We start from the raw sequence: 21,474 nt of genomic DNA, 5'->3' as shown, positions 1-21,474 counted from the left end.
ACCGGATACGCGGCCACCGCGATATTCGAACGCCGTTTACCCGGCGGACCGCCATTCTTGTTGCGCGCACCGTAAAATGGTCAACATGCGCGAAGCGTTCCACGTCGAGCTCGACAGGCTCGCCGACAAGCTCGCCGGCATGTCCGGGACCGTCGCCACGGCGATGGAGCTTGCGACCAAGTCCCTGCTGGAGACCGACCTGCAGCTCGCCGAGCAGGTCATCAGTGACGACGAGTACGTCGACGACACGCGCGCGCAGTGCGAGGAGCAAGCCTACGCGCTGCTGGCGTTGCAGGCCCCGGTCGCCACCGAGCTGCGTACCGTGCTCGCCGTGATCCACGCGGCTGAGAGCCTGGAGCGGATGGGGGATCTCGCGCTGCACGTGGCACGCACCGCGCGCCGCCGCCACCCGGAACCGGTGCTACCGCCCGAGGTCACCCCCTACTTCGCGGAGATGAGCAAGGTAGCGGTGCGCCTCGCGAGGCAGACCGAGGACGTGATCAAGACCAAGGACGTGGACGCTGCCCGCGCACTGGAGTCCGCCGACGACGAGGTGGACGACATCCACCGCCACCTGTTCACGGTGATCATGGACAAGGACTGGCCCCACGGTGTCGCCGCCGCCGTGGACACCACCCTGCTCGGGCGCTTCTACGAACGCTTCGCCGACCACGCCGTGTCGGTCGCCAATCGGATGATATTCGTAGTCACCGGCAAGATGCCCGGGTACGGCAGCGACGAGGACATCTAGCGCTCGCCGGGTGGGCTGTCAGCCGAACCTGCCCGAGATGTAGTCCTCGGTGGCCTGCTGGTCGGGGTTGGAAAAGATCTTCTCCGTCTCGTTGATCTCCACCAGCCTGCCTGCCTCACCGACACCGGGGACGTTGAAGAACGCCGTCTGGTCGGAGACCCTGGCGGCCTGCTGCATGTTGTGCGTGACGATAACGATCGTGTAGTGCTGCTTCAGGTCGCTGATCAGGTCCTCGATGGCCAGCGTGGAGATCGGGTCGAGCGCCGAGCACGGCTCGTCCATCAGCAGCACGTCCGGCTGCACCGCGATCGCGCGCGCGATACACAACCGCTGCTGCTGCCCGCCGGAAAGCCCGCCGCCCGGCTTGTTCAGCCGATCGGCTACCTCGTTCCACAGGTTCGCTCCGCGCAGTGCCTGCTCGGCCACCTCGTCGAGCCGCTGCTTGCTCCTGACCCCGCTCAGCTTCAGCCCGGCGACCACGTTGTCCCTGATCGACATGGTGGGAAACGGGTTCGGGCTCTGGAACACCATCCCGATAGTCCGCCGCACCTGGACCGGATCCACCGCGGGGGCGTAGATGTTCTCCCCGTCCAGCAGCACCTTGCCGTCCACCCGCGCGCCGGGGATGACCTCGTGCATCCGGTTCAGCGTGCGCAGCACGGTGGACTTACCGCAGCCCGACGGCCCGATGAACGCCGTCACCTGCTTCGGCGGCACCGACAACGTCACATCCCGTACCGCGTGGAACTTGCCGTAGTAGATGTTGACGTCCTTCACGTCGATTCGCTTCGCCACTGCTCACCTCATTTGGTCTTGACGGCCGACAACCGGGAGATCACTGCCGCGGCCAGGTTGAAGAACATCACCACGAGGACCAGCGTCAGCGCCGCGCCCCACATCCGCGCCATGCCGGCGGGCTCGGGATTGAGCAGCTCGTTCATCACGGTCAGCGGGAGCGAGGCCATGTTGCCCTCGAAGACGTCGTAGTTGATCGACCGGCTGTAGCCCACGAGCACCAACACCGGCGCCGTCTCGCCGAGCACCCGCGCCATGGCCAGCATCATCCCGGTGATCATGCCGGAGAACGCCGTGGGGAGCACGATCCGCACGATCGTCTTCCACTTCGGCACCCCGAGCGCGTAGCTGGCCTCCCGCAGCTGATCCGGCACCAACCGCAGCATCTCCTCGGTAGAGCGGATCACGATGGGCAGCATCAGCAACACCAGCGCGAGAGAGACGGCGAAGGCACTCTTGGGGAAGCCGAGCACGGTGATCCACAGTGCGAAGATGAACAGCGCGGCGACGATCGACGGCACCCCGGAGAGGATGTCAACCATGAACGTCACCGTCCGCGCCAGCCACCCGCGCCCGTACTCGGCGAGGTAGATCGCGGTGAACACGCCGATCGGAATCGCGATCAGCGCACACATGACGCCCTGCACCAAGGTGCCGTAGAGCGCGTGGTAGATCCCGCCCGCGAACTGCTCGGGCATCACCCCGGCGAGCGAGTGAGTGAACCATCGGTCGGACAGCACCGCCTCGTAGCCACGCGAGATGACCGTGTACAGCAGCCAGCCAAGCGGTATCAGCGCGACCAGGAACGCGCCGGTGACCAGCGCGGTGGCGAGCGAGTTGCGCAGCCTGCGCCCCGCGCTGAGGTGCTGGAACGTGCTCGCGGACAGCGGCCGGTCGGTGAGTGTATCCGTCGTGGTCACGAACGTTGCACCTTCCCGCCTGCGATCGTGCGGGCGATCGCGTTGACGATGAACGTGAGGATGAACAGCACCAGGCCCGCGGCGATGTAGGCGCCCGTCGGCAACGGGTGGATGAACTCGTGTGCCGCCTCGGCGATCAGCGAGGCGAAGGTGAACCCGCCGTCGAAGAGGCTGAAGTTGGCGGTCTCGGCCGGGATGCGCAACACGACCAGCACCGCGACCGTCTCGCCGAGCGCGCGGCCGAGCCCCAGCATGGAAGCGCCGATGTAGCCACTGCGACCGAACGGCAACACGGTCAGCCGGATCATCTCCCACTTGGTGGCGCCGAGCGCAAGTGCCCCCTCCATGTGCTTGACCGGGGTTTGCCGGAACACCTCCCTGGTCACCGACGTGATGATCGGCAGGATCATCACCGCGAGCACGATCCCGGCCGTGAAGATCGTCCCGCCACCTGCGATGGAGACGTTGCCGTCGGCGAACAACGGGATCCAGCCGAGGTTCTCGTTGAGCCACAGGGCGACCGGGACGAGCACCGGACCCAGCACGAACAATCCCCACAACCCGTACACGATGGACGGCACAGCCGCGAGCGTGTCGATGATGTAGCCGAAGGGACGACGCAGGAACCCGGGCGCGTACTGCGTGAGGAACAGCGCGATCCCCAGCGCGAGGGGCATCGCGATGGCCAGCGCGAATGCCGAGGACAGCACGGTCACGATCAGCAGATCCCGCACGCCGAAGCGCAGGTCGTCCGGGTCCGTAGTGGAGAACTCGCTGCTGGTCAGGAAGTTGGCGTTGTTCGCCATCAGCGACGGCCAGGCCTGTACCAGCAGGAACAAACCGATCAGCCCAACGAAGCTGACCACCGCGACACCGGCGCCCGTGGCCAGCCAGCGGAACACCGCATCGGCGCGCCGGTAGCTTCCCGCGCCCGCTGTCACCAGCGAGCTCGCCCGCTCCGGCGCATCCGTCTGCGCGTGGCCGGGCGGCTCCGACCGATCGTCCGAATTCGTCATGGTGCGGTCACTCACTCCGCGGGGTCAGGAGATGGCTTCGATCGAGGACACCAAGCGTTCCTGGAAGGCCTCCGGCAACGGCGTGAAGCCCGCCTCGGCGAGTCCTTGCTGCCCGTAGGTGGCGGCCACGTGCAGGAACCGTTGAACGGAGTCACTGACGTCGCCATCCGGGTAGCGCGAGCACACTACCTCGTACGAGGCGAGCATCAGCGGGTAGGCGCCCGGCTGCTCGGTGCCGTAGATCGAATCGAGATCCAGCTCCAGGTCGTGGCCTTGGCCGGCGATCTCAGCGGCGTCGATGGCCCGAGCCGCGGTCTCGTCGGAGAGCGGCACCGGCTCACCACCTCCCGAGTTGATCACATCCGCGGTCTGCAGCCCGTGCTGCTTGGCGAAGGACCATTCGTTGTAGGTGATCGACCCAGGCGTCCGTGTCACAGCCGACGAGGTGTTCTCGTTCCCAGAAGCGCCTTCACCGACACCGCCCTGGAACACCTTGCCTACTCCCTGCTCCCAGTGATCCGGCGCGGCGGTTCGCAGGTAGCGCTGGAAGTTCTCGGTGGTGCCGGACTCGTCACTACGGAAGATCACCGTGATGTCCTCATCGGGCAGCTCGGTACCCTCGTTCAGCTCGGCGAGGTACTCGTCGTCCCATGAGGTGATGCTGCCGTTGAAGATCTGCGCGATCGCGGGCCCGTCCAACACCAGATCCTCGACCCCCTCGAGGTGGTAGGTAATAGCGATCGGGCCGAACACCAGCGGAAGGTTCCATGCCTCGTTCCCACCGCACCGTTCACGCGCGTCGGCGACCTCCCCATGCTGCTCCTGCAGTGGGATATCGGTGCCCGCGAAGTGGGTCTGAGCGCCGAGGAACTCGCTCACACCTGCCCCGGAACCGCTCGAGTTGTAGTTGACACTGAAGCCTGGACAGGCGGATTCGTAGATGTTGATGAACCGGGTCATCGCGTTCGCCTGCGCGGTCGAGCCGCTGGCGTTGATCGTCGATTTCCCCGTGCACTCGATCTCGGGGATGTCGATGCCGGTCTGGTCGATGTTGTCGTCGCTGCCACAGGCGGCGAGTGTCAGCGCCAGAGTCGCTGTCACCGCGCAGGCGACGGTGCCGCGGCGCACGCTGATCAACGCGGTACCTCCAGGAGGATGCCCCTGCCGCTAGGTCCGTAACTCTGGTCCGTACGCAAGGTGAATGTCACCGGATTGTTCGACGCCATACACTGCGGACGGTAACCAGCGGCGGTTGACAGACTCCGCCCACAAGGTGAACTACAGGTGAACAACTCCGGAGTGTGACCCGTCTAACCCTGCCCGGGCCACCCGAGCGTCACCCGCTGACCTGGGATTTCCCGGAAGTCCCCTGACGCGACGACCGCCAGGCTGCCCGGTTAACGACCGGCGACGTGGCTCTACCCCGCGATGCCGCGAGTTCAACTGTTGCGACCAGCGAGCTCGTACTGCACGTCGGTGGTCTCGGTTCGGAACCCGAGACCGGTGTAGACGGCGATGGCCGCGGGATTGTCCCCCTCCACATACAGGATCGCCTGGTCGAGTCCGCTCCCCGCCAGATAGTGCAGCCCGGCGAGCGTGAGGGCGGTACCGAGCCCGCGACCGTGCGCGCTCGGGTCTACCCCGACCACGTAAACCTCCCCCGCGGCCCGCGCGTGTGGCGAGCCCGCTTCAGCCTGCGGATCCGGCGGGTGGACCTTGGTCCAGTGGAAACCGAGCAGCGTGCCGTCCCCATCGACGGCAAGGAAGAACCCATCCGGGTCGAACCAGTCCTGCCGCTCGGTTTCGACGAGCTCCTGCTCACTGAGGCTGCCCTGCTCAGGATGCCAGGAAAAAGCGCGGCCATTGACCTCGATCACCGCGGCTTCGTCCTGTCCGGGGACGAAAGTGCGCAACCGCACCCCGTCGGGTAGCTCGGGCTCGCCGAGCCACTGCCCGTCCAACTCGGTGCGCATGCGCAGCAGCTCGCGTACGCGGCGGAGACCAGCGCGCCGCGCGATTCGGGCCGCGGCGGGGTGGTCCCCGTGTGACCAGAACCGCAGCGCGCGTTCCGCCCGCTCGGTGACGGCGGCGGCCAACGCGCCACCGTAGCCGCGGCCGCGATGATCCGGGTGGACGAACAGCTCGACTATCTCCCTACCGAAGGAATCGCCGCCGCGGTCCAGATGGGCGTATCCCACCAGCGCGTCACCGGAACGGGCCAGCACGTGCGACCCGTGAACCAGGTTCTCCGGCAGACCGCCGTCGGGCCCCGGTTCCGGCCTGCCGTCGCGGGCACGCACGGCGCGCAGCAGCTCGATCAGCTCCGCGCGATGGTCCGGGTTCAGCTCGGAATACCAGCGAATATCGGGCACCGTGCCAGCGTACCCACCGGAAGCGGGGCACGCCGTGCAGTCCGGGGATTAGCGTGGCTGATGCGCGCCAGGACGCCTGGAGGTGGCGGGCACGTCCGGCTCGTTCGCCTCGCCGGGCTCGTCGAGCCCGGCCTGCCCTGCGGCCGCTGCCTGCTGGGATTCCCGGCTCGGCTTCCTGAGCTGGCTCTCGAACTTGTAGCCAACGTTGCGGACGGTACCGATCATCTGCTCGTGCTCGGGGCCCAGCTTGGCCCGCAACCGTCGAACATGGACATCCACCGTACGGGTGCCGCCGAAGAAATCGTAGCCCCACACCTCCTGCAGCAGCTGGGAACGGGTGAACACCCGGCCCTCGTGCTGCGCGAGGTACTTCAGTAGCTCGAACTCCTTGTACGTCAGCTCAAGCGTGCGCTTGCGCAACCGTGCCGTGTAGGTGTTCTCGTCGATGACGAGGTCGCCCGTGCGCAGCTCCGAATCGGCCTGCGCCGGCCCTGGTTGCCGCGTGCTCGCCAGCCGCAACCTGGCGTCCAATTCGGCCGGACCAGCCGTGGGCAGCACCACGTCATCGATACGCCACTCACCGTTGACTGCGACCAGCCCGCCCTCATTGGTGACGGCGATCACCGGTGAGCATTCCTCGGCGCCCGTACCCTTGAGCAGCCGGCACAAGCTCTTCGCCCCTGCGAGATCGGAACGCGCATCGACGATGGTCACATCGCGGCGCCCGGCGTCGAGCAGCGCCGTCACCTCGGCAGCGCGCACCCGCGCTTCGTGCGGCAGCAGTTCGAGCGAGGGAAGGAGCTTCGTCGCATCCTTCTCAGAGGTCAGTACCAGCAAGTCCATTCCCATGGACGCACCGCCTTGCGTTCCGATGGCGTTCCCGGCGACGTTCGTAGAGCAGTTGTCAGGCCAGACTAACCGCAGCCACTGCCGGGCGCAGCGACGTTGCTGCCGATGTCACATCCCGATCAGTGCGCCCATGGCGGTTGAGCATCGTGCGGGCTGGCGGAACACACCCCCACACCAGCGTGGTTGAATGGCCTCACAGCACAGCAAGCGGGGACGGAACAGGTGACCGATCGAGCCGCAGGTACGTATGGGAGCGACGAGGTCGTGGCACGCACCAGGGGGCGGTTCATGAAGAGAACCCTCGTGATCGTCGCCATCCTGGGCGCGTTGGTCGTGGGAGCCGATTTCGCGTTCGCAGCCGTCGCCGAACACCGCATCTCGCAACAGGCGCGGGCACAGCTCGAGCTTGACGACGACCCGGCGGTGGAGATCCACGGCTTCCCCTTCACCACCCAGGCCCTCAGCGGGTCGTACCACCGGATCTCCATCTCCGCAGCCGGGGTGCCGGTCAGCGATATCCTGCGTGACCTGGAGTTGGAAGCGGAGCTGCGGGACATCGAAGCGCCGCTGAGCGACGTGCTCGACGGCAACACCGACGCGATCACCATCGGCGAGCTCGAAGGAACCGTCAAGGTCAGCCAGGCCGATCTCGGGCGTGCCATCAAGTTCCCCACACTTCGCATCACCGACGCCACCGAGGAGTACGTCCACTCCGGGGACGACGCCGACGACGTCACGAACGGCGACGAGGAGCCGGAGTACGGCTCCACGGCGGGTATCCGGCTCGAGGCGACCACCGACCTGGCAGGCGAGGAGGATGTGGAGATCGTCGTATACGGCGTGATCGAACTCGCCGGTGACCAGGTGCGGGTCGAACCGAAACGGGTCGAGCTCGACCGCGGCGGCGGGACCACCGTCATCCCCGAAGCGGTGCGGGAGAACCTGCTGCCCCAGTTCGCCACGACCATCGATCCTGGCACCCTGCCATTCGGTGTCATCCCCTCCGGAGTGGCCGTCGAACGCGGAGCGTTGATCGTGCAGGGTGAAGCCACCGACGTGCGGTTCGCGGACGGAGTGTGACCGGTGTGGTGGTACCGCCACCGGCTCGGCGGGCAGGATGGGTCAGAATGACTGGTAGCGCACGGGGCGACCTCGAAGCAGAAGGAAGGAATCGCGGCTCATGGGCGGGCTGACCGGACTGACGAGCTTGCTGATCACGGCGAGCATCCTCGTCATCGGGCTCGTCATCGGTGCCGCGCTACGTTCCCGCGACGGCACCATCACGGTCACCTCGCCGGACGGGGGTGCGGCCCCGGCGGGCAACGAGTTACCGGAAGCCGCGCGCCAGGCCATCGACCAGGAACGGCGGGTCACCCTGGTGCAGCTGTCCAGCCCCGGCTGCGCGCCGTGCCAGCAGGCACGGACCCGGCTGGCCGCCGTCGCGGAACACTCGCCGGACGTCGCGCACACCGTGATCGACATCAGCGAGCACCCCGAGGTCGCCTCGGCCCTCAGCGTGCTGCGCACCCCCACGACCGTGGCCTACGACACATCCGGCACGGAGATCCTCCGGATAGCTGGCGTGCCGGACGCCGACAAGCTCCTCGGCAAGCTCCGCCCGCATCTCACCCCCGCCACCGAGCTCTAGGACGCCACGCCCCGGGGGGGCTTTGTCACCGTCGGGTGTCCACTAGGTGGACACCGCTCCCACTGTCCGGGTCGGAATCGGTACGCTCACGGGCGTGACCATGTACCCACCTCGCCCCCAGCAGGGTCCGCTGCTGACCCAGCGGCGCGCCGTCGACTTCTGTCGAGTGCGCAGCAGCCTGTGTCGCGTGTTCGCGTAACGCCGCGCAACACACCGTCCGTTCACTGCCGGGAGTAGGGTCATGTCACTCACGCATGTCATCGATCCGCGTGGTCCGAGATTCGCAGCGGGGATCACCACCGTGGTGCTGGCGATCGTGCTGATCACCGGCTGGTGGCCACTGCTCGCGGCGCAGGCGGTGGTGTTCGGCATCGGAGCCTTCGCCGGGCTCCGGTACTCGCCGTACTCGGTTGCCTACCGCGTGCTGGTCGCGCCGAGACTCGGTCCGCCTGCCGAGCACGAGGACCCGGCGCCACCACGGTTCGCGCAGGGGGTCGGGTTCGTGTTCGCGGTCATCGGCACGATCGGGTACGCCACCGGGCTCGTCCCGCTCGGCATAGTCGCCACCGGGCTCGCCCTGCTTGCCGCCTTCCTCAACGCCGCGTTCAACTTCTGTCTCGGTTGCGAGGCCTACCCACTGGTTCGCCGCCTGCTCCCTCGCGCAGGTGGGAAGGCTGCGTAGCGAGAAGCTGCCCGACCAGTAGCCCGACGATTAGTACGTCACGAGAGAAGAAAGAGAGTAGACGCTGACATGAGCCGTGAGAACGTCCTGGTCACCACGCAGTGGGCCGAGGAGAACCTCAACACACCGGGCGTCGTCTTCGTCGAGGTCGACGAGGACACCACCGCCTACGACGGTGGCCACATCCCCGGTGCGGTACGCATCGACTGGAAGAACGAGCTGCAGGACCCGGTCCGGCGTGACTTCGTCGACAAGGCGGGCTTCGAGAAGTTGCTGTCGGAGAAGGGCATCAGCAACGACGACCTGGTCATCCTGTACGGCGGCAACAACAACTGGTTCGCGGCCTACGCGTACTGGTACTTCACGCTGTACGGGCACAAAAACGTCCGGCTGCTCGACGGCGGCCGCAAGAAGTGGGAGCTCGACGGCCGGGAGCTGACCACCGAGGTGCCCCAGCGCCCGCAGACCAGCTACGTCGCCCAGGAGCAGGACACCACCTACCGCGCCTTCCGCGACGAGGTCATCGACGCGATCAACTCCAAGAACCTGGTGGATGTGCGCTCGCCCGACGAGTTCACCGGCAAGCTCAACGCTCCCGCGCACCTGCCACAGGAGTCCTCGCAGCGCAGCGGGCACATCCCCTCGGCGATCAACGTGCCGTGGGCCAAGGCTGCCAACGAGGACGGCACCTTCAAGTCCGCGGAGGAGCTCAAGGAGCTGTATGAGGAAGCAGGCCTCGACACCTCCAAGGACACCATCGCCTACTGCCGTATCGGCGAGCGCTCCAGCCACACCTGGTTCGCGTTGCGCGAGCTGATCGGCCTGGAGAACGTGAAGAACTACGACGGATCGTGGACGGAGTACGGCTCGCTGGTCGGCGTGCCGATCGAGACGGGAGAGCAGTGAAGATGAGTGACGGTTGCGGCGCACCCGAGCAGACAGCGACCCCCAGCAGCACCGACACCCAGGGTCAGGTGGTCGTCGCGGGCAAGGTGAGTACGGCCGACGGGCCGCTCGGCGGTGCCTACGTGCGCCTGCTCAACAGTGACGGCGAGTTCGTCGGCGAGGTGCAGGCCTCCCCGGAGGGCGACTTCCGGTTCTATGCGGCATCCGGCGAGTGGACGGTGCGCGCGCTGCACGCCAGCGGCAGCGGCGAGGCTTCGGTACGCACCGACGGTGCCGGGCTGTACGAGGTACCGGTCACCGTGGGATGACACTTCCCCGTACCGGCGCTAGCCGGTGCCCACCGGTGGGCACCGCCGAACGGTTGGCCGGGATACGAGCACGTGAGGGTGGTCTTCGTGACAGCGGAGACCACCCTCACTGCTTGCGGAATGGGCGAGCGATACCCTGATCGACGTGGATATCAAGCTCATCTTCACCCTGTTGATGGTCCTGGTGATGGTCATGACGACGTGGTTCGCGATCTACGTCGTCTACCGCCTGTACTCGGACAAGCGCTGAATCATGGCAGCAGGCAGCACGCAGCCCACCCCCGGTAGCGGCGACGAGGCCGTCCAGGAGGCCGCAGCGCGCGCCGAGCACACCAGGGGCAGGAACATCCCCCAGTTCGACGAGCTGCCCATCCCGGGCGACACCGCGAATCTCCGGGAGGGCGAAAGCCTCAACGACGCGTGCCTCGCGCTGCTACCGCTCGTGGGCGTGTGGCGCGGCGAGGGCGAGGTGGACTACCCCACCATCGAGGGACCGACGCGTTTCGCCCAGCAGATCACCATCGCCCACGACGGGCGCCCTTTCCTGTTCCACGAAGCCCGCGCCTGGCTGCTGGACGCCGACGGCGAGGTCATCCGACCCGCCGCCCGCGAGGTCGGCTGGTGGCGACCGCAGCCGGATGACTCGATCGAGCTGCTGCTGGCGCATATGACCGGCGTCGTGGAGGTGTTCTACGGTGCGCCCCGCAACCAGACTTCCTGGGAACTGGACACCGACGCCGTGGTGCGCACCGTGACCGCCAAGGAGGTCTCGGCCGCGAAGCGACTCTACGGCATCGTCGCAGGCGGCGACCTCGCCTACGTCGAGGAGCGCGCGATGTCCGGCCAGGAGATGCAACCCCACGTCTCGGCACGCCTGCAACGCGTCGCGGGCTGAGCCGCGGGGTGAGCCGAAGGGGTCCTCGGGTGCACATCGTGTACCCAAGGAGCCCTTCGGCTCGCACCCCGGCGGCCGCTAGCCCGGGTACTCGGACTCGTAGGCGGCGGCGAGCTCAGCGTGCAGCGCGCGGGAGTCCGGCAGCGGCTCGCCGTCGAGGGTGTGCACCCTTGTCACCTTGCGGATCGACGAGGTGAGGAACACCCCATCGGCGGCGCGCAGGTCAGCGAGCCGTAGCGGTTCGATCTTGGTGCTCCAGCCGGCTCTCTCCGCCGCCCGGAACAGCGCAGCCTGCGTCGTGCCCGGCAGGATCCCGATGCTCGGTGGCGGGGTGTACAGCGTGCTGCCTCGCGCGATCACCACGTTCGCGATCGGCCCTTCCAACACCGAACCGTCGCTGGCGAGAAAGATCACGTCCTCGGCGCCGCGCCGGTCGGCTTCCCGCATCGCCGCCATATTGATCCCGTAGGACAGCGACTTCGCCCCGAGCAGCAGCCACGGGGCGCGCTCGGCCAGCCCGGGATCGATCCCGCGCTCAAGGCCGACCACCCCGATGCCCTCGCTGCGTGCGCGCCCTACTCCCGGTGACACCTCCATGCCCAGCGCGAAAGCCGTCGGCTCAGCCTCCTCATCGCCGTCGATACCCCTGGTGTAGACGAGCTTGAGCGCCATCTCCTCATTACTCGGCCACTCCCGGATCGCGGTGGTGACCGCACGCTGCCAGCCCGCCCGGTCCGGCGGCGGCATGTCGAGCATGGCTGCCGACCGCTCCAACCGGTCCAGGTGCTTGTCGAGCTCGCGAGCGTGCCCCCCGGCGACCAGGATGGTCTCGAACACCCCGTCACCTCGCATGAGACCCAGGTCATCCACACGGAGCTGCGGCGTGTCCGGTTCGGCCAGGGACCCGTCGAGGTATACGAGCACGCGCATAATGGAGAGGGTAGTCCACCTGCGCCACGCGCAGGCGCTTCACTGACAACTGACCGACACGCCCCCGGCATACAAGGAGGGACCCTGGTTGTTCTCCCCCATCCTCGACCAGCATCGGGCGGTTCCGGCCCCGGAAGGGCACCCCGACGAGGGCGTTCCCTGGCACTTCGGGGACCCGTTCGCCGAGCAGCGCGCCGCGGCGAGCTCGGTCGCCGTCGTAGACCGCTCCCACCGGGCGGTGTACACCGTGACCGGGAGCGAGCGGCTATCCTGGCTGCACCTGGTGATCTCGCAACACGTCAGCGAGCTGGCCGACGGTGAGGGTACCGAGGCGCTCGTGCTGGACAGCCATGGCCGCGTGGAGGCTCATCTGCTGCTGGCGCACGCAGGCGAGACCGTGTGGCTGGACACCGAGCAGGGCAATCACGCCACGAGCGCTTTGCCTGCCGGTGGCACGGTCCCGCTGCTGGACTACCTCGACGCGATGCGTTTCTGGTCCGACGTCGCGGTCACCGACGCCACCGGAGACCGCGCGGTGCTGACGCTGCTCGGGCCGGATTCCGGAACGGTGCTCGACGAGCTGGGCCTTGCCCTACCCGACGCGCCGTACGCGGTGGCACAGAGCGGTGATGTGATCGCGCGCCGGGTGCCGTGGCCCACCTCCGGCAGGGTGGACCTGCTGGTGCCTCGGGCCGAGCTGGTCACCTGGTGGCAGCGCTGCACCGAGGCGGGCGCCCGCGCGGCGGGCTCGTGGGCCTTCGAAGCCCTGCGGGTCGAAGCGGTGCAACCACGGCACGGCGTGGACACCGACGAGCGCACGATCCCGCACGAGGTGCACTGGATCGGTTCGGCCGCCCACGTCGCCAAGGGCTGCTACCGGGGTCAGGAAACCGTGGCGAAGGTGTTCAACGTGGGAAGGCCACCGCGCCACCTGCTGCTGCTGCACATCGACGGCTCCCCCGAGATCACCCCGGAAACCGGCGACGGGATCCGTCACGGTGAGCGCACGGTGGGCAGGGTGGGCACCGTGGTACAACACCACGAGCTCGGACCGGTCGCCCTCGGCCTGCTGAAACGCTCCACGCCGTTGGACGCCGAGCTGGTCGTGGGCGACGAAGACAGGGCCGTGCAAGCCAGCATCGACCCCGATTCCGTCCCGGAGGAAGGACCCGCCCCGGGGCGGGAGGCGATCTCCCGTCTGAAAGGGTGAAACGGATGCCCCGGAACGTGGCACGCTTCACTCTGTGCGGGCCATCAACACCGCCATCCGCGTGATACCGACGGAAGTCGGTTGCCAGGCAACGGTTACCGGGAGCAGGCTAGGTTCGTGATCGAAGTGCGTCCCGGCGGTCGTCGTCGTATCGACCGCGTGTTGGGTGAGGAGTACCTGCGGGATCTGGAGAAACTGCCGCTGGGCACCCTCCGTGAGCGGCGGGACGAAGCCTCCCAGGAAGAGACCGACCTGTCCTTCCTGCGGCGCATGCTGCACGCCCGCATCGACATCGTGCGCGCCGAGCAGGAGCGCAGGTCCAGCGGGGGGCAGGCCAGCGTCGTCGACCAGCTCGCCGCGATCCTCGCCAAGAACGCGGTGCACACCCCGGCACGGCCCGGCAGGCACCAGCCGTTCGAACCCACCAGGACCGGCGAGCGCAGGCGCCAGGTGGAAGCGCTCATCGCCGATGCGGGCCTCTCCGATGTCGAGGCGCTGTCCGACGAGGAGCTGACGGAAAGCCTGCGCGCCTACACCGACGAGGAGCGTTCGGTCTCCGAGCGCAGGCAGCAGGTCCAGGCCGTGGTGGACGCCCTCAACGCCGAGATCACCGCACGGTACGCGGCGGGCACCGCCTCGGTCGACGAGCTCCTGGCCACCGAACGCGGCGAGCCCGGCTAGCGAGCCGAAGACCTCCTCCGGTGCACATCGTGTACCCGAGGAGTCCTTGGGCTCGCACCCGTCCCCGATCGCGCTAGTTGTAGCGCTCGCGTGCGGCCAGCTCACCCCAGTACTCGCGGAGGTTCTGGAAGGTCTCGGCGAGCCGCTCCACATCGCCGGAGCGCAGCGCCGCGACGATGGTGTGGACATCCTCGGCCGAGGTGTCCGAGGTGAGCTCCGTGTCGTCCAGCAGCTGCACCAGCCCGCCGTAGTCCAGCTCCACCGCCGAGTTCGGGTGGAACGCCGTCAGCCACCGCTCAGTGTCGATCAGGATCTTGGTCGGCCCGTCGTCCCCGAGTGATTGTTCAGCCAGCTCGCGCGCCTCGGCGACCCGGCGCCGGGCATCGGGCATGGCCACCCGCCAGGACAGCTCGCGCTGCGGGTCGTGCGGTCCCTCGCCGAGCACGAGCGTGCGCTGCTCCGGATCGACCAGCGTGAACCAGGGCAGTGGGATGGACCAGTTCACCGACAGCACATGCACCGCGGACTGGGAACGTTCGGACAGCACCGAGTTCGCCCGCGCCCGCACCGAATCCTCCGTGGCCTGGGCGTGGCCGGTCACCGCCGAACGCAGCGCGGGGTGCGCCTCGCCGAGGAAGCTGACCAGCGCCGCGGCCGATCGCGCCCGCAGTTCCAGCGGGCACACCAGCGGCCCAGGGCCGACACCGGCGCCCGCACCGCCGGGCACCTCCTCGGCGTCGCGTACGAGCACGTCGGTGACGGCTGCCGGTGACGGGCTACCATCGGGGAGCTCGGCTGGCAGCAGGCGCCCGGATGAAGAGACCTGGGAACGCAGCCACATCGCCTGCTCGTAGCGGCCAGCCTCGCCCACGGTCAGCGCGGCCTCGGCGATCGTGGCGGCGTCGAGCTGTCCGTCGAACACTGACAGTGGCTCGTAGACGCGCAGGTACGCGGCGAACGGTCGGAGCACCCCACAATCGTGGCACGCGGCCGCCGAACCGCGTGGCCTGGCGTGCGCATCACCACCGTGTCCAGCGTCACAGAGAACGGCCGTGGCCGGTCAGATCCTTGCTGCATAGCGCCGTTTCTCGTTTCCTGTCCGAGCCGCGTCGCGTCCGCCGACGGAGACACGGTACGGTAGGAGCCAGGAAAAAGTTGTCGAGACGAGTAGCGGGGCCGCCGTGCCATGCGGCCGCCCCGCCCCTGTGTGAGGGGGTCGAGCCATGGGGCGCGGCCGAGCTAAGGCCAAGCAGGCGAAAGTGGCCCGGGAGCTCAAATACCGCACTCCCCCCACAGACTTAAACGCCTTGCAACGCGAGCTGGCGGGTAAGTCGCCTGGCCAAGGCCACGACGAAGACGAGTACCACGATCCATACGACCCGTACGACCCGTATGCGTACGACCCGTACGCATACGACGACGGGGACGAGGACGAGCAGCGTAGCTGAGTGACCTACGAGCGCGGGAGCCTGCCGCGAGAATGGGCTCCCGCGCTCGTAGTGTGCTCGACAGTCGGCCACAGCGAGCGGGTCACCGGCGGGGCACACCATCACCACACGCGCGGCAGGCCACGAGTGAATGGAGTGAGGCAGTGTCCGAGATCCAGCAGGTGGGCGTCGTCGGAGCGGGGCTCATGGGTTCCGGGATCGCGGAGGTCAACGCCAAGGCGGGCAGGCAGGTCACCGTCGCCGAGGCCGACGACGCCGCGCTGGAGGCGGGTAAGGCGCGGATCGAGAAGTCCCTACAGCGTGCCGTCTCCGGCGGCAAGCTCGCCGAGGCCGACGCCGATGCCGCCAGGCAACGCCTGACCTACACCACCGACCTGGAGGCACTCGCCGATTCGGACCTGGTGATCGAGGCCATCGTGGAGAACGAGGCCGCCAAGATCGAGCTGTTCGCGGCACTGGACCGGATCGTCACCGAGCCTGACGCCATCCTCGCCTCCAACACCTCCTCCATCCCGATCATCAAGCTCGGGATGGCGACCAACCGCCCCGAGCAGGTGCTCGGCATGCACTTCTTCAACCCGGTACCGGTGTTGCCGCTGGTGGAGGTGGTGCCGTCGCTGCGCACCGACGAGAAGGTCGTCGAGCGCATCCGCGCCTACGCGACGAACGAGCTGAGCAAGACCGTGATCCGCGCGGGCGATCGCGCGGGCTTCATCGTCAACGCGCTGCTGGTGCCGTACCTGCTGTCGGCGATCCGGATGTACGAGTCGGGCTTCGCCTCGGCCGAGGACATCGACCGGGGCATGGAGCTGGGAACCGCGCACCCGATGGGTCCGCTGCGGCTGGCCGATCTCGTCGGTCTCGACACCATCAAGTCGATCACCGAGACGCTGTACGAGGAGTTCCGGGACCCGCAGTACGCGGCGCCACCACTGCTGCTGCGGATGGTCGATGCGGGCAGGCTCGGCAAGAAGTCCGGTCGCGGGTTCTACGACTACGGCTGATCCGGCCAGCGCTGGTGCCCGGATGGTGACGTACCGGCGCTGGTCCCCTCAGCGCTTGCCCCCTCGGCGCTGGCTCGTCAACCGAGCGGCAGGATGAGCGTCATGGCAACGCCGCTTCGCGTCGGCCTGGTCGGCGCAGGCCCCTGGGCATCCGCAGTGCACGCGCCGGGCCTCGCCGCGCACGAGACGGTCGCCCTGGCCGGTGTCTTCGCGCGCCGGGAAGCGGCCGCGCGGGAACTCACCGCCGCGCACGGCGGCAGTCCGTGCACCTCACTGACCGAGCTGCTCGAGCGCTGCGACGCGGTCGCGTTCGCGGTCCCGCCCGCGGTGCAGGCCGACCTCGCGGTGCGCGCGGCCGAAGCCGGCAAGCACCTCATCCTAGAGAAGCCGATCGCCGCCGACCTCGCAGCCGCCCAGCGGCTGCGCGATGCGGTCGACGCCGCCGGGGTCGCCTCGATCATGATGCTGATCCTGCGCTATGCCGAGCCGACCGCGAGCTGGCTGGCCGCGGCCACCGCGGGCGGCTGGGCCGGAGGCGATCTCCGATGGCTCTCCGGCGCGCTGCTCGGCGAGACCGCCAGCCGCTCCCCGTGGCGCGCCGCGGGTGGCGCGCTGGACGACATCGGCCCGCACGCACTCGACCTGCTCGACGCCACCCTCGGTGAGATCAGCGATGTGCTGGCCGCGCACCGGGCGCCAGGCGACCTCTGGCGACTGCTGTTCCGTCACGAGGGGGGTGCGACGAGCACCGCCGCGCTGTCCCTCGGCTTGCCGATGCGGCCGACGGTGCTGGAGTGCGCGATCTACGGCGAGGGTGGGTACCACACGATCTCCGGCAAGCCCGCCAGCCCGGCGGATGCCTACGCCGCAGTGCTCGACGAGTTCGCCGAGCTGGTCGCTACCGGCGCCACGCAGCACCCCTGCGACGTCCGGCGAGGATTGCACTTGCAGCGCATCCTGGCACGAGCACGCGAGCGGGCGCTGCGATAACGGACGTCCGGGCGGCGCCGGACGTGGTTGCGAGGTGGCCAACGGCGTGATCAGGAGGTTGTGGTGTGACCGGCGACGAGATGTTCATGCGACTGGCGGCAGCTGGCAATGCGCGTTGCGGCCGCTCGGGTTCGGCAGTGCCCACAGTCCCGCGCCGTCCAACCCACCCGGTTGCATGCCCACTCGCGCCTTCGGCTGGGCGGAGGCCGTCCGATACGCGATGATCCCGACCGCGGCATTACCGTCTACGTCGACGGTTCCCGCACGGCCCAGCCGAAAACGCTGTAAGGAGAAGGATGTCCCACCCGGAGTACGTGTTCGACACCGAACACGACCGGTACCCACTCGCAGCGCATGTCTTCCTGGTCGCCCCGGAGGGCCGGGTGCTGCTCATGCGCCGGGCCGGTAGCGGGTACGCCGACGGCATGCTCGGACTGCCCGCCGGGCACGTCGACCTCGGGGAGACACCGACCGCCTGCGTCGTCCGCGAAGTCCGCGAGGAACTCGGAGTCGAGCTCGCCCCGCAGGCCCTGTCACCGGCCTGCACGATGTTTCGCTGCTCGCAAGAACCCCGGGTGGACATCTTCTTCACTACCTCAACCTGGACCGGCACGCCCGTGATCCGCGAACCACACAAGTGCACCGAGATCGTGTGGGCCACACCAGACGACCTTCCCGACGACGCGCTGGACTTCATCGGACCGGCCTAGCACGACGCCCAGTCCGGGAGGACGTTCCGGGAGCACGGCTTCGAAACAGCCATGGCTCACGCCGATTGAGCGTTGTCCCGCGACAACGTCAGCGACCAGCGACTGTCGCTGTCCGGCGTGTCGATCCACACAGTGTGGGTGCCGTCCGGCTGCACGGTCAGCCCATACCGGTCGGGAGTGGGCTGACCCGCATCGAGCCACCAGGCGTAGGCGGCGTCCACCTCATCCCACAACCGGCGCGCGCCGAGCTGGCAAACCGTCCACGGGTCTTGTCCGCGAACGAGGCTGACCCTCGCCCACGACTGCGAACGAACGTCATGCAGTTCGATCCTGCGGTGATCATCATCAAGATCCTCCACGGTGACGTAGCAGTTCGGTACGCGCAGCCCGATCGTGAACGCCGCTCGGGAAAACGTCACCATCTCGAACAGCTCCCGCCCGCTGCGCGGGGTGACTGTCTTGTCGGCCGCGCTGATCTGCTCGGCGGTGGGATCAAGGTAGTCCCGGCGCTGGTGCCGGACGCGCATGAACGCCAGGTTCATTCCGCACCTGCCCGACGCCGAGCCGTCCTCGTGCACTTCCAGGCGCGTGAGCGCGTCGTCTCCGTAGTCGGTGCCCCACGGAGTCACGAGCACCCCACTGGGCCGTGTCTGGTCGATCCAAGTTCGGGGAATCTGCCGGACGGACGCAGTACAGATCACCCGGTCGTACGGGGCATCGGGCGGGTATCCTTCGGTGCCGTCCGCCGTCACGACCAGTGGTGCGTATCCGGCGCGTGCCAGGGAACCACGGGCGTTGTCGGCAACGTCGGTGTCGACTTCGATCGACACCACGTGTCCAGTTTCGCCTACTCGCTCGGCCAACAGCGCCGCGTTCCAGCCGGTGCCGGTGCCGACCTCCAACACCCGGTGACCCTCACGCACGTCGAGTGCGTCGAGCATCGCAGCGACCAACGACGGCTGGCTACAGGAGCTGGACGGCCGTAGTCCGGTGCCGCCTGGTGACGTTCGTCCGTCGTCTACCTGGGTAATGATCGGTTCGTCTGCATCGACCAGGGCACGCCACCGAGGCTCGTCGTCGTCCCGGGACACGGCGGCGAATCCGTCCGTAGCGGGATCATCGACCCACACCACGGACGGGATGAAGTCATCTCGCGGCACGGCGAGTTGTTCGCGCCAGTCAGTCACGATGTCGAGCCACCCTGCCATGAGACCAACTAGGGCGCGAATGCTACGCCCGTGGTCCGGGCGTTGCTTGTCGAACGGGTGGCATGGGCCAGTGCCCGCGCTCGTGACCTGGACGGAACCCGGCGGGCGCTGGATCAGGTGGACGACGTGTACGAGCGACGTTCGGCCAGCGTTGCGGAGCCCGAGTGGGTCTACTGGCTGGACCGTCAGGAAATCGACGTCATGGCGGGCCGCTGCCTGATCGAACTTGGCGACCCGATCGCGGCTGAGCCGTTACTGTCCGGCGCCATCGCGACCTACACACCCGAGTACGCTCGGGAAGTCGCTTTGTACCGGACGTGGCTCGCCGAGTCCTACGCCCGGTTGGGTGTCGTCGACGCGGCTCGCGACACACTCAATCGCGCGCGCGAGGCAGCTCGGGGTGTGAACTCCAGCCGGTTGGACGCACGAATCGCCGACGTCGAGCGGCTGGTACCGAGCGATTCTTCACGAGTGCCGTGGCCCGAGGTCACCTGCCTGGATCGCCGCGCACAGGGCCCGCCACGTCCGTCCGGTGGTCTGCAGCACGCCCCCGTCGGGGTCCTTGGAGTCACGGATGCCCACGGCGGCGGAGGCGCGGTAGGAGATCTCGACGCAGGCCGTTTCGCTTCCGCTGTAGCTGGACTTGCGCCAGTCGGGGAACGCCACTTCGACGCATTCGGTCTGGTCCGTGCTGCAACTGGACTTGCGCCACACCGCGTCGCGGAGATCCATCGCCTGTCTCACTTCCTGTCGTACTCGGCCGCCACGGCGGCCAGGAACTCGCTGGTGGCGGCGGGGTCGAGCGCCGCAGCCTTCAGCGTATCGGTCAACGGTTGAAACGGTGCGGTGTCCTCCGGCTGGTCCAGAAACCCGGAGGCCTGCTTGTGCTCCAGGTGCACGATGTCCGGCGCCTTGGCGAACTGCAACAGCGCATATGGCCCGTAGATCGGGTAGCCGCCGCGATCGAACGGGATCACCTGCACGGTGAGGTTGGGCAGCGCGGCCAGCTCGATGATCCGGTTCAGCTGTTCGGCCATCACCGCGCGGCCACCGAACGGGCGGCGCAGCGCGGCCTCGTCGATGATCGCCAGGTAGCGCGGCGGGCGCTTGCGGGTGAGCACGGTCTGCCTGCCCGCCCGGGCCGCGACTCGCGCGTCCGCGTCGGCATCAGGCACACCGGAGGCTTCCATCACTGCACGCATGTAGCCGTGGGTCTGCAACAGCCCCGGCACCACCAGCGGCTGGAACTCGGTGATCCCCGTGGCCTGGGACTCGAAGGTGATCAGCGTGGGCAGCTGCTTGGGTAGCGCGCTGCCGCCGGTCTCCCACCAGCCCGAGGGGTTTGCCGAGCGGGCCAGTTGCAGCGCCTGCTCGCGGGCCAGGCCGGTCACGCCGTAGACGGCGAGCAGCGCGGAGACCTCCTCCGGGCTCGGCATCCGGGTGCCCAGCTCGGAGCGGTTCAGGCTCGCCGACGAGACGCCGATACGCTCGGCGGCGTCGCGTGTGCTCAGCTTGGCTTGCCTGCGCAGGTCGCGCAGCTCGGCGGCCAGCGCCCGGGCGCGCGACGCACTGGGTTTGTCCGACATGCCGGTATCCCATCACGGCGGATGCCGCGACAACACTACACGTTCGGATGTATGTCTCACCCTCGGAGACACGTATCGACCCGTGTCAGCCTCCGGACATGACCACAACCAACGATTCGCTGCCGCACGAGACGCAGGACGACACCGACGCCACGCTCCCGCTCACCGCCGAGAAATGCCTGGCCATCCTCACCGAGTGGGCAGCACGCTACCCCAGTGCCCGCTTCGTCGTGATCACCATCGCGCCGGACGGCTCCGACGCCGCGGTACTCGGCTGGGGGCTCGCGCTCCCCGAGTACGTCTTCGTGAACCTACCGGAGATGCGGATGACCGGCCGGTTCCGCACCGCCGACGAGCTGCGGCGGCTACTGCGCCACTCGGACGACGACATCCGGCTGATCTGGGTCGATCCCGAGCCCGAGCCCTGGCCGGATGAGGAGACGTGATCACCGGTGGAGAGCACGGCCTTGGTCGTGACGCAATCGAACGCATTGACAAGGTTGCCCAGAACATCGAGCTTGCCGGAGCGCGCGAAGTGGACGAGTGGGCTGGTGTCGAAGACGAG

At 68.1% G+C, this 21,474-nt stretch carries 25 protein-coding genes; 14 read left to right on the top strand and 11 right to left on the bottom strand.

Features of this window, described 5'->3' with window-relative positions:
- Positions 1-85: 85 nt before the first annotated feature.
- Positions 86-751 (top strand): phosphate signaling complex protein PhoU, encoded by a 666-nt coding sequence (gene phoU / locus F8178_RS08340; protein WP_317494116.1) that lies wholly within the window; start codon positions 86-88, stop codon positions 749-751.
- 18 nt (positions 752-769) lie between these two features.
- On the opposite strand, the gene pstB is transcribed toward phoU, so the two are convergent.
- The 6 genes from pstB to F8178_RS08310 form a co-directional block, all read right to left on the bottom strand.
- On the bottom strand, positions 770-1,546 hold the full coding sequence (pstB, locus tag F8178_RS08335; RefSeq protein ID WP_317494115.1) for a phosphate ABC transporter ATP-binding protein PstB: 777 nt from the start codon (positions 1,544-1,546) through the stop codon (positions 770-772).
- 8 nt (positions 1,547-1,554) lie between these two features.
- Positions 1,555-2,466 (bottom strand): phosphate ABC transporter permease PstA, encoded by a 912-nt coding sequence (gene pstA / locus F8178_RS08330; protein WP_317494114.1) that lies wholly within the window; start codon positions 2,464-2,466, stop codon positions 1,555-1,557.
- Positions 2,463-3,482, bottom strand: coding sequence for a phosphate ABC transporter permease subunit PstC (gene pstC, locus F8178_RS08325; protein WP_317494113.1), 1,020 nt, complete (start codon positions 3,480-3,482; stop codon positions 2,463-2,465). Before pstC ends, pstA begins: the two co-directional genes overlap by 4 nt.
- A 24-nt stretch (positions 3,483-3,506) precedes the next feature.
- Entirely contained in the window at positions 3,507-4,610 is a 1,104-nt protein-coding gene (gene pstS / locus F8178_RS08320) for a phosphate ABC transporter substrate-binding protein PstS (RefSeq protein ID WP_317494299.1), read from the bottom strand.
- A 311-nt stretch (positions 4,611-4,921) separates the two neighbouring features.
- The gene (gene mshD, locus F8178_RS08315) at positions 4,922-5,854 is read right to left on the bottom strand and encodes a mycothiol synthase (RefSeq protein WP_317494111.1); all 933 of its coding nucleotides are present in this window, start codon (positions 5,852-5,854) and stop codon (positions 4,922-4,924) included.
- A gap of 48 nt (positions 5,855-5,902) precedes the next feature.
- Entirely contained in the window at positions 5,903-6,703 is an 801-nt protein-coding gene (locus F8178_RS08310; RefSeq protein WP_317494110.1) for a response regulator transcription factor, read from the bottom strand.
- 288 nt (positions 6,704-6,991) lie between these two features.
- Between F8178_RS08310 and F8178_RS08305 the strand changes: the two genes are divergently transcribed.
- The 6 genes from F8178_RS08305 to F8178_RS08280 all read left to right on the top strand — a co-directional run bounded on the left by F8178_RS08305 (position 6,992) and on the right by F8178_RS08280 (position 11,142).
- Positions 6,992-7,783 carry a DUF2993 domain-containing protein gene (locus tag F8178_RS08305; RefSeq protein ID WP_317494109.1) on the top strand — a complete coding sequence of 264 codons (792 nt, stop codon included), beginning with the start codon at positions 6,992-6,994 and terminating at the stop codon, positions 7,781-7,783.
- Between the two features lie 100 nt (positions 7,784-7,883).
- Positions 7,884-8,351: a thioredoxin family protein gene (locus tag F8178_RS08300; RefSeq protein WP_317494108.1), complete on the top strand. Its 468-nt coding sequence runs from the start codon at positions 7,884-7,886 to the stop codon at positions 8,349-8,351.
- Between the two features lie 241 nt (positions 8,352-8,592).
- Complete coding sequence (locus F8178_RS08295) at positions 8,593-9,033, top strand: DUF4395 domain-containing protein (protein WP_317494107.1); 441 nt, start codon at positions 8,593-8,595, stop codon at positions 9,031-9,033.
- Between the two features lie 69 nt (positions 9,034-9,102).
- Complete coding sequence (locus tag F8178_RS08290) at positions 9,103-9,939, top strand: sulfurtransferase (protein ID WP_317494106.1); 837 nt, start codon at positions 9,103-9,105, stop codon at positions 9,937-9,939.
- A 2-nt stretch (positions 9,940-9,941) separates the two neighbouring features.
- A complete protein-coding gene (locus F8178_RS08285; protein ID WP_317494105.1) occupies positions 9,942-10,247 on the top strand; it encodes a DUF1416 domain-containing protein in 306 nt (101 codons plus the stop codon).
- A 253-nt stretch (positions 10,248-10,500) separates the two neighbouring features.
- Complete coding sequence (locus F8178_RS08280; protein ID WP_317494103.1) at positions 10,501-11,142, top strand: FABP family protein; 642 nt, start codon at positions 10,501-10,503, stop codon at positions 11,140-11,142.
- Positions 11,143-11,220: 78 nt separating this feature from the next.
- Here the strand turns inward: F8178_RS08280 and F8178_RS08275 are convergent, their stop codons facing one another.
- The gene (locus F8178_RS08275) at positions 11,221-12,072 is read right to left on the bottom strand and encodes an aminodeoxychorismate lyase (RefSeq protein ID WP_317494102.1); all 852 of its coding nucleotides are present in this window, start codon (positions 12,070-12,072) and stop codon (positions 11,221-11,223) included.
- A gap of 88 nt (positions 12,073-12,160) precedes the next feature.
- On the opposite strand from F8178_RS08275, the gene F8178_RS08270 reads away from it, so the two are divergent.
- Complete coding sequence (locus F8178_RS08270; RefSeq protein ID WP_317494101.1) at positions 12,161-13,282, top strand: folate-binding protein; 1,122 nt, start codon at positions 12,161-12,163, stop codon at positions 13,280-13,282.
- A gap of 117 nt (positions 13,283-13,399) precedes the next feature.
- Positions 13,400-13,963 carry an aerial mycelium formation protein gene (locus F8178_RS08265; RefSeq protein ID WP_317494100.1) on the top strand — a complete coding sequence of 188 codons (564 nt, stop codon included), beginning with the start codon at positions 13,400-13,402 and terminating at the stop codon, positions 13,961-13,963.
- A gap of 73 nt (positions 13,964-14,036) precedes the next feature.
- On the opposite strand, the gene F8178_RS08260 is transcribed toward F8178_RS08265, so the two are convergent.
- Positions 14,037-14,933, bottom strand: coding sequence for a hypothetical protein (locus F8178_RS08260; RefSeq protein ID WP_317494099.1), 897 nt, complete (start codon positions 14,931-14,933; stop codon positions 14,037-14,039).
- Positions 14,934-15,186: 253 nt separating this feature from the next.
- On the opposite strand from F8178_RS08260, the gene F8178_RS08255 reads away from it, so the two are divergent.
- The 4 genes from F8178_RS08255 (at position 15,187) to F8178_RS08240 (ending at position 18,115) form a co-directional block, all read left to right on the top strand.
- Entirely contained in the window at positions 15,187-15,411 is a 225-nt protein-coding gene (locus F8178_RS08255) for a DUF3073 domain-containing protein (RefSeq protein WP_317494098.1), read from the top strand.
- A 143-nt stretch (positions 15,412-15,554) separates the two neighbouring features.
- Entirely contained in the window at positions 15,555-16,415 is an 861-nt protein-coding gene (locus F8178_RS08250; RefSeq protein WP_317494097.1) for a 3-hydroxybutyryl-CoA dehydrogenase, read from the top strand.
- 102 nt (positions 16,416-16,517) lie between these two features.
- Complete coding sequence (locus F8178_RS08245; RefSeq protein ID WP_317494096.1) at positions 16,518-17,405, top strand: Gfo/Idh/MocA family oxidoreductase; 888 nt, start codon at positions 16,518-16,520, stop codon at positions 17,403-17,405.
- Between the two features lie 296 nt (positions 17,406-17,701).
- Positions 17,702-18,115 (top strand): NUDIX domain-containing protein, encoded by a 414-nt coding sequence (locus F8178_RS08240; protein ID WP_317494095.1) that lies wholly within the window; start codon positions 17,702-17,704, stop codon positions 18,113-18,115.
- 56 nt (positions 18,116-18,171) lie between these two features.
- On the opposite strand, the gene F8178_RS08235 is transcribed toward F8178_RS08240, so the two are convergent.
- The 3 genes from F8178_RS08235 to F8178_RS08225 form a co-directional block, all read right to left on the bottom strand.
- Positions 18,172-19,302 carry a methyltransferase domain-containing protein gene (locus F8178_RS08235; RefSeq protein WP_317494094.1) on the bottom strand — a complete coding sequence of 377 codons (1,131 nt, stop codon included), beginning with the start codon at positions 19,300-19,302 and terminating at the stop codon, positions 18,172-18,174.
- A gap of 486 nt (positions 19,303-19,788) precedes the next feature.
- Complete coding sequence (locus F8178_RS08230) at positions 19,789-20,055, bottom strand: DUF397 domain-containing protein (protein WP_317494093.1); 267 nt, start codon at positions 20,053-20,055, stop codon at positions 19,789-19,791.
- An 8-nt stretch (positions 20,056-20,063) separates the two neighbouring features.
- On the bottom strand, positions 20,064-20,909 hold the full coding sequence (locus F8178_RS08225) for a helix-turn-helix transcriptional regulator (RefSeq protein ID WP_317494092.1): 846 nt from the start codon (positions 20,907-20,909) through the stop codon (positions 20,064-20,066).
- Positions 20,910-21,007: 98 nt separating this feature from the next.
- Here F8178_RS08225 and F8178_RS08220 point away from each other — a divergent pair, with 98 nt between their 5' ends.
- Positions 21,008-21,355, top strand: coding sequence for a hypothetical protein (locus tag F8178_RS08220; protein WP_317494091.1), 348 nt, complete (start codon positions 21,008-21,010; stop codon positions 21,353-21,355).
- Positions 21,356-21,474 lie beyond the last annotated feature (119 nt).

The organism is Haloechinothrix sp. LS1_15 (genome assembly GCF_033042135.1).
In the GTDB taxonomy this organism is placed as follows: domain Bacteria; phylum Actinomycetota; class Actinomycetes; order Mycobacteriales; family Pseudonocardiaceae; genus Haloechinothrix.
The sequence above is the reverse complement of the archived record's forward strand: the minus strand, read 5'-3'. Positions and strand labels throughout refer to the sequence as shown.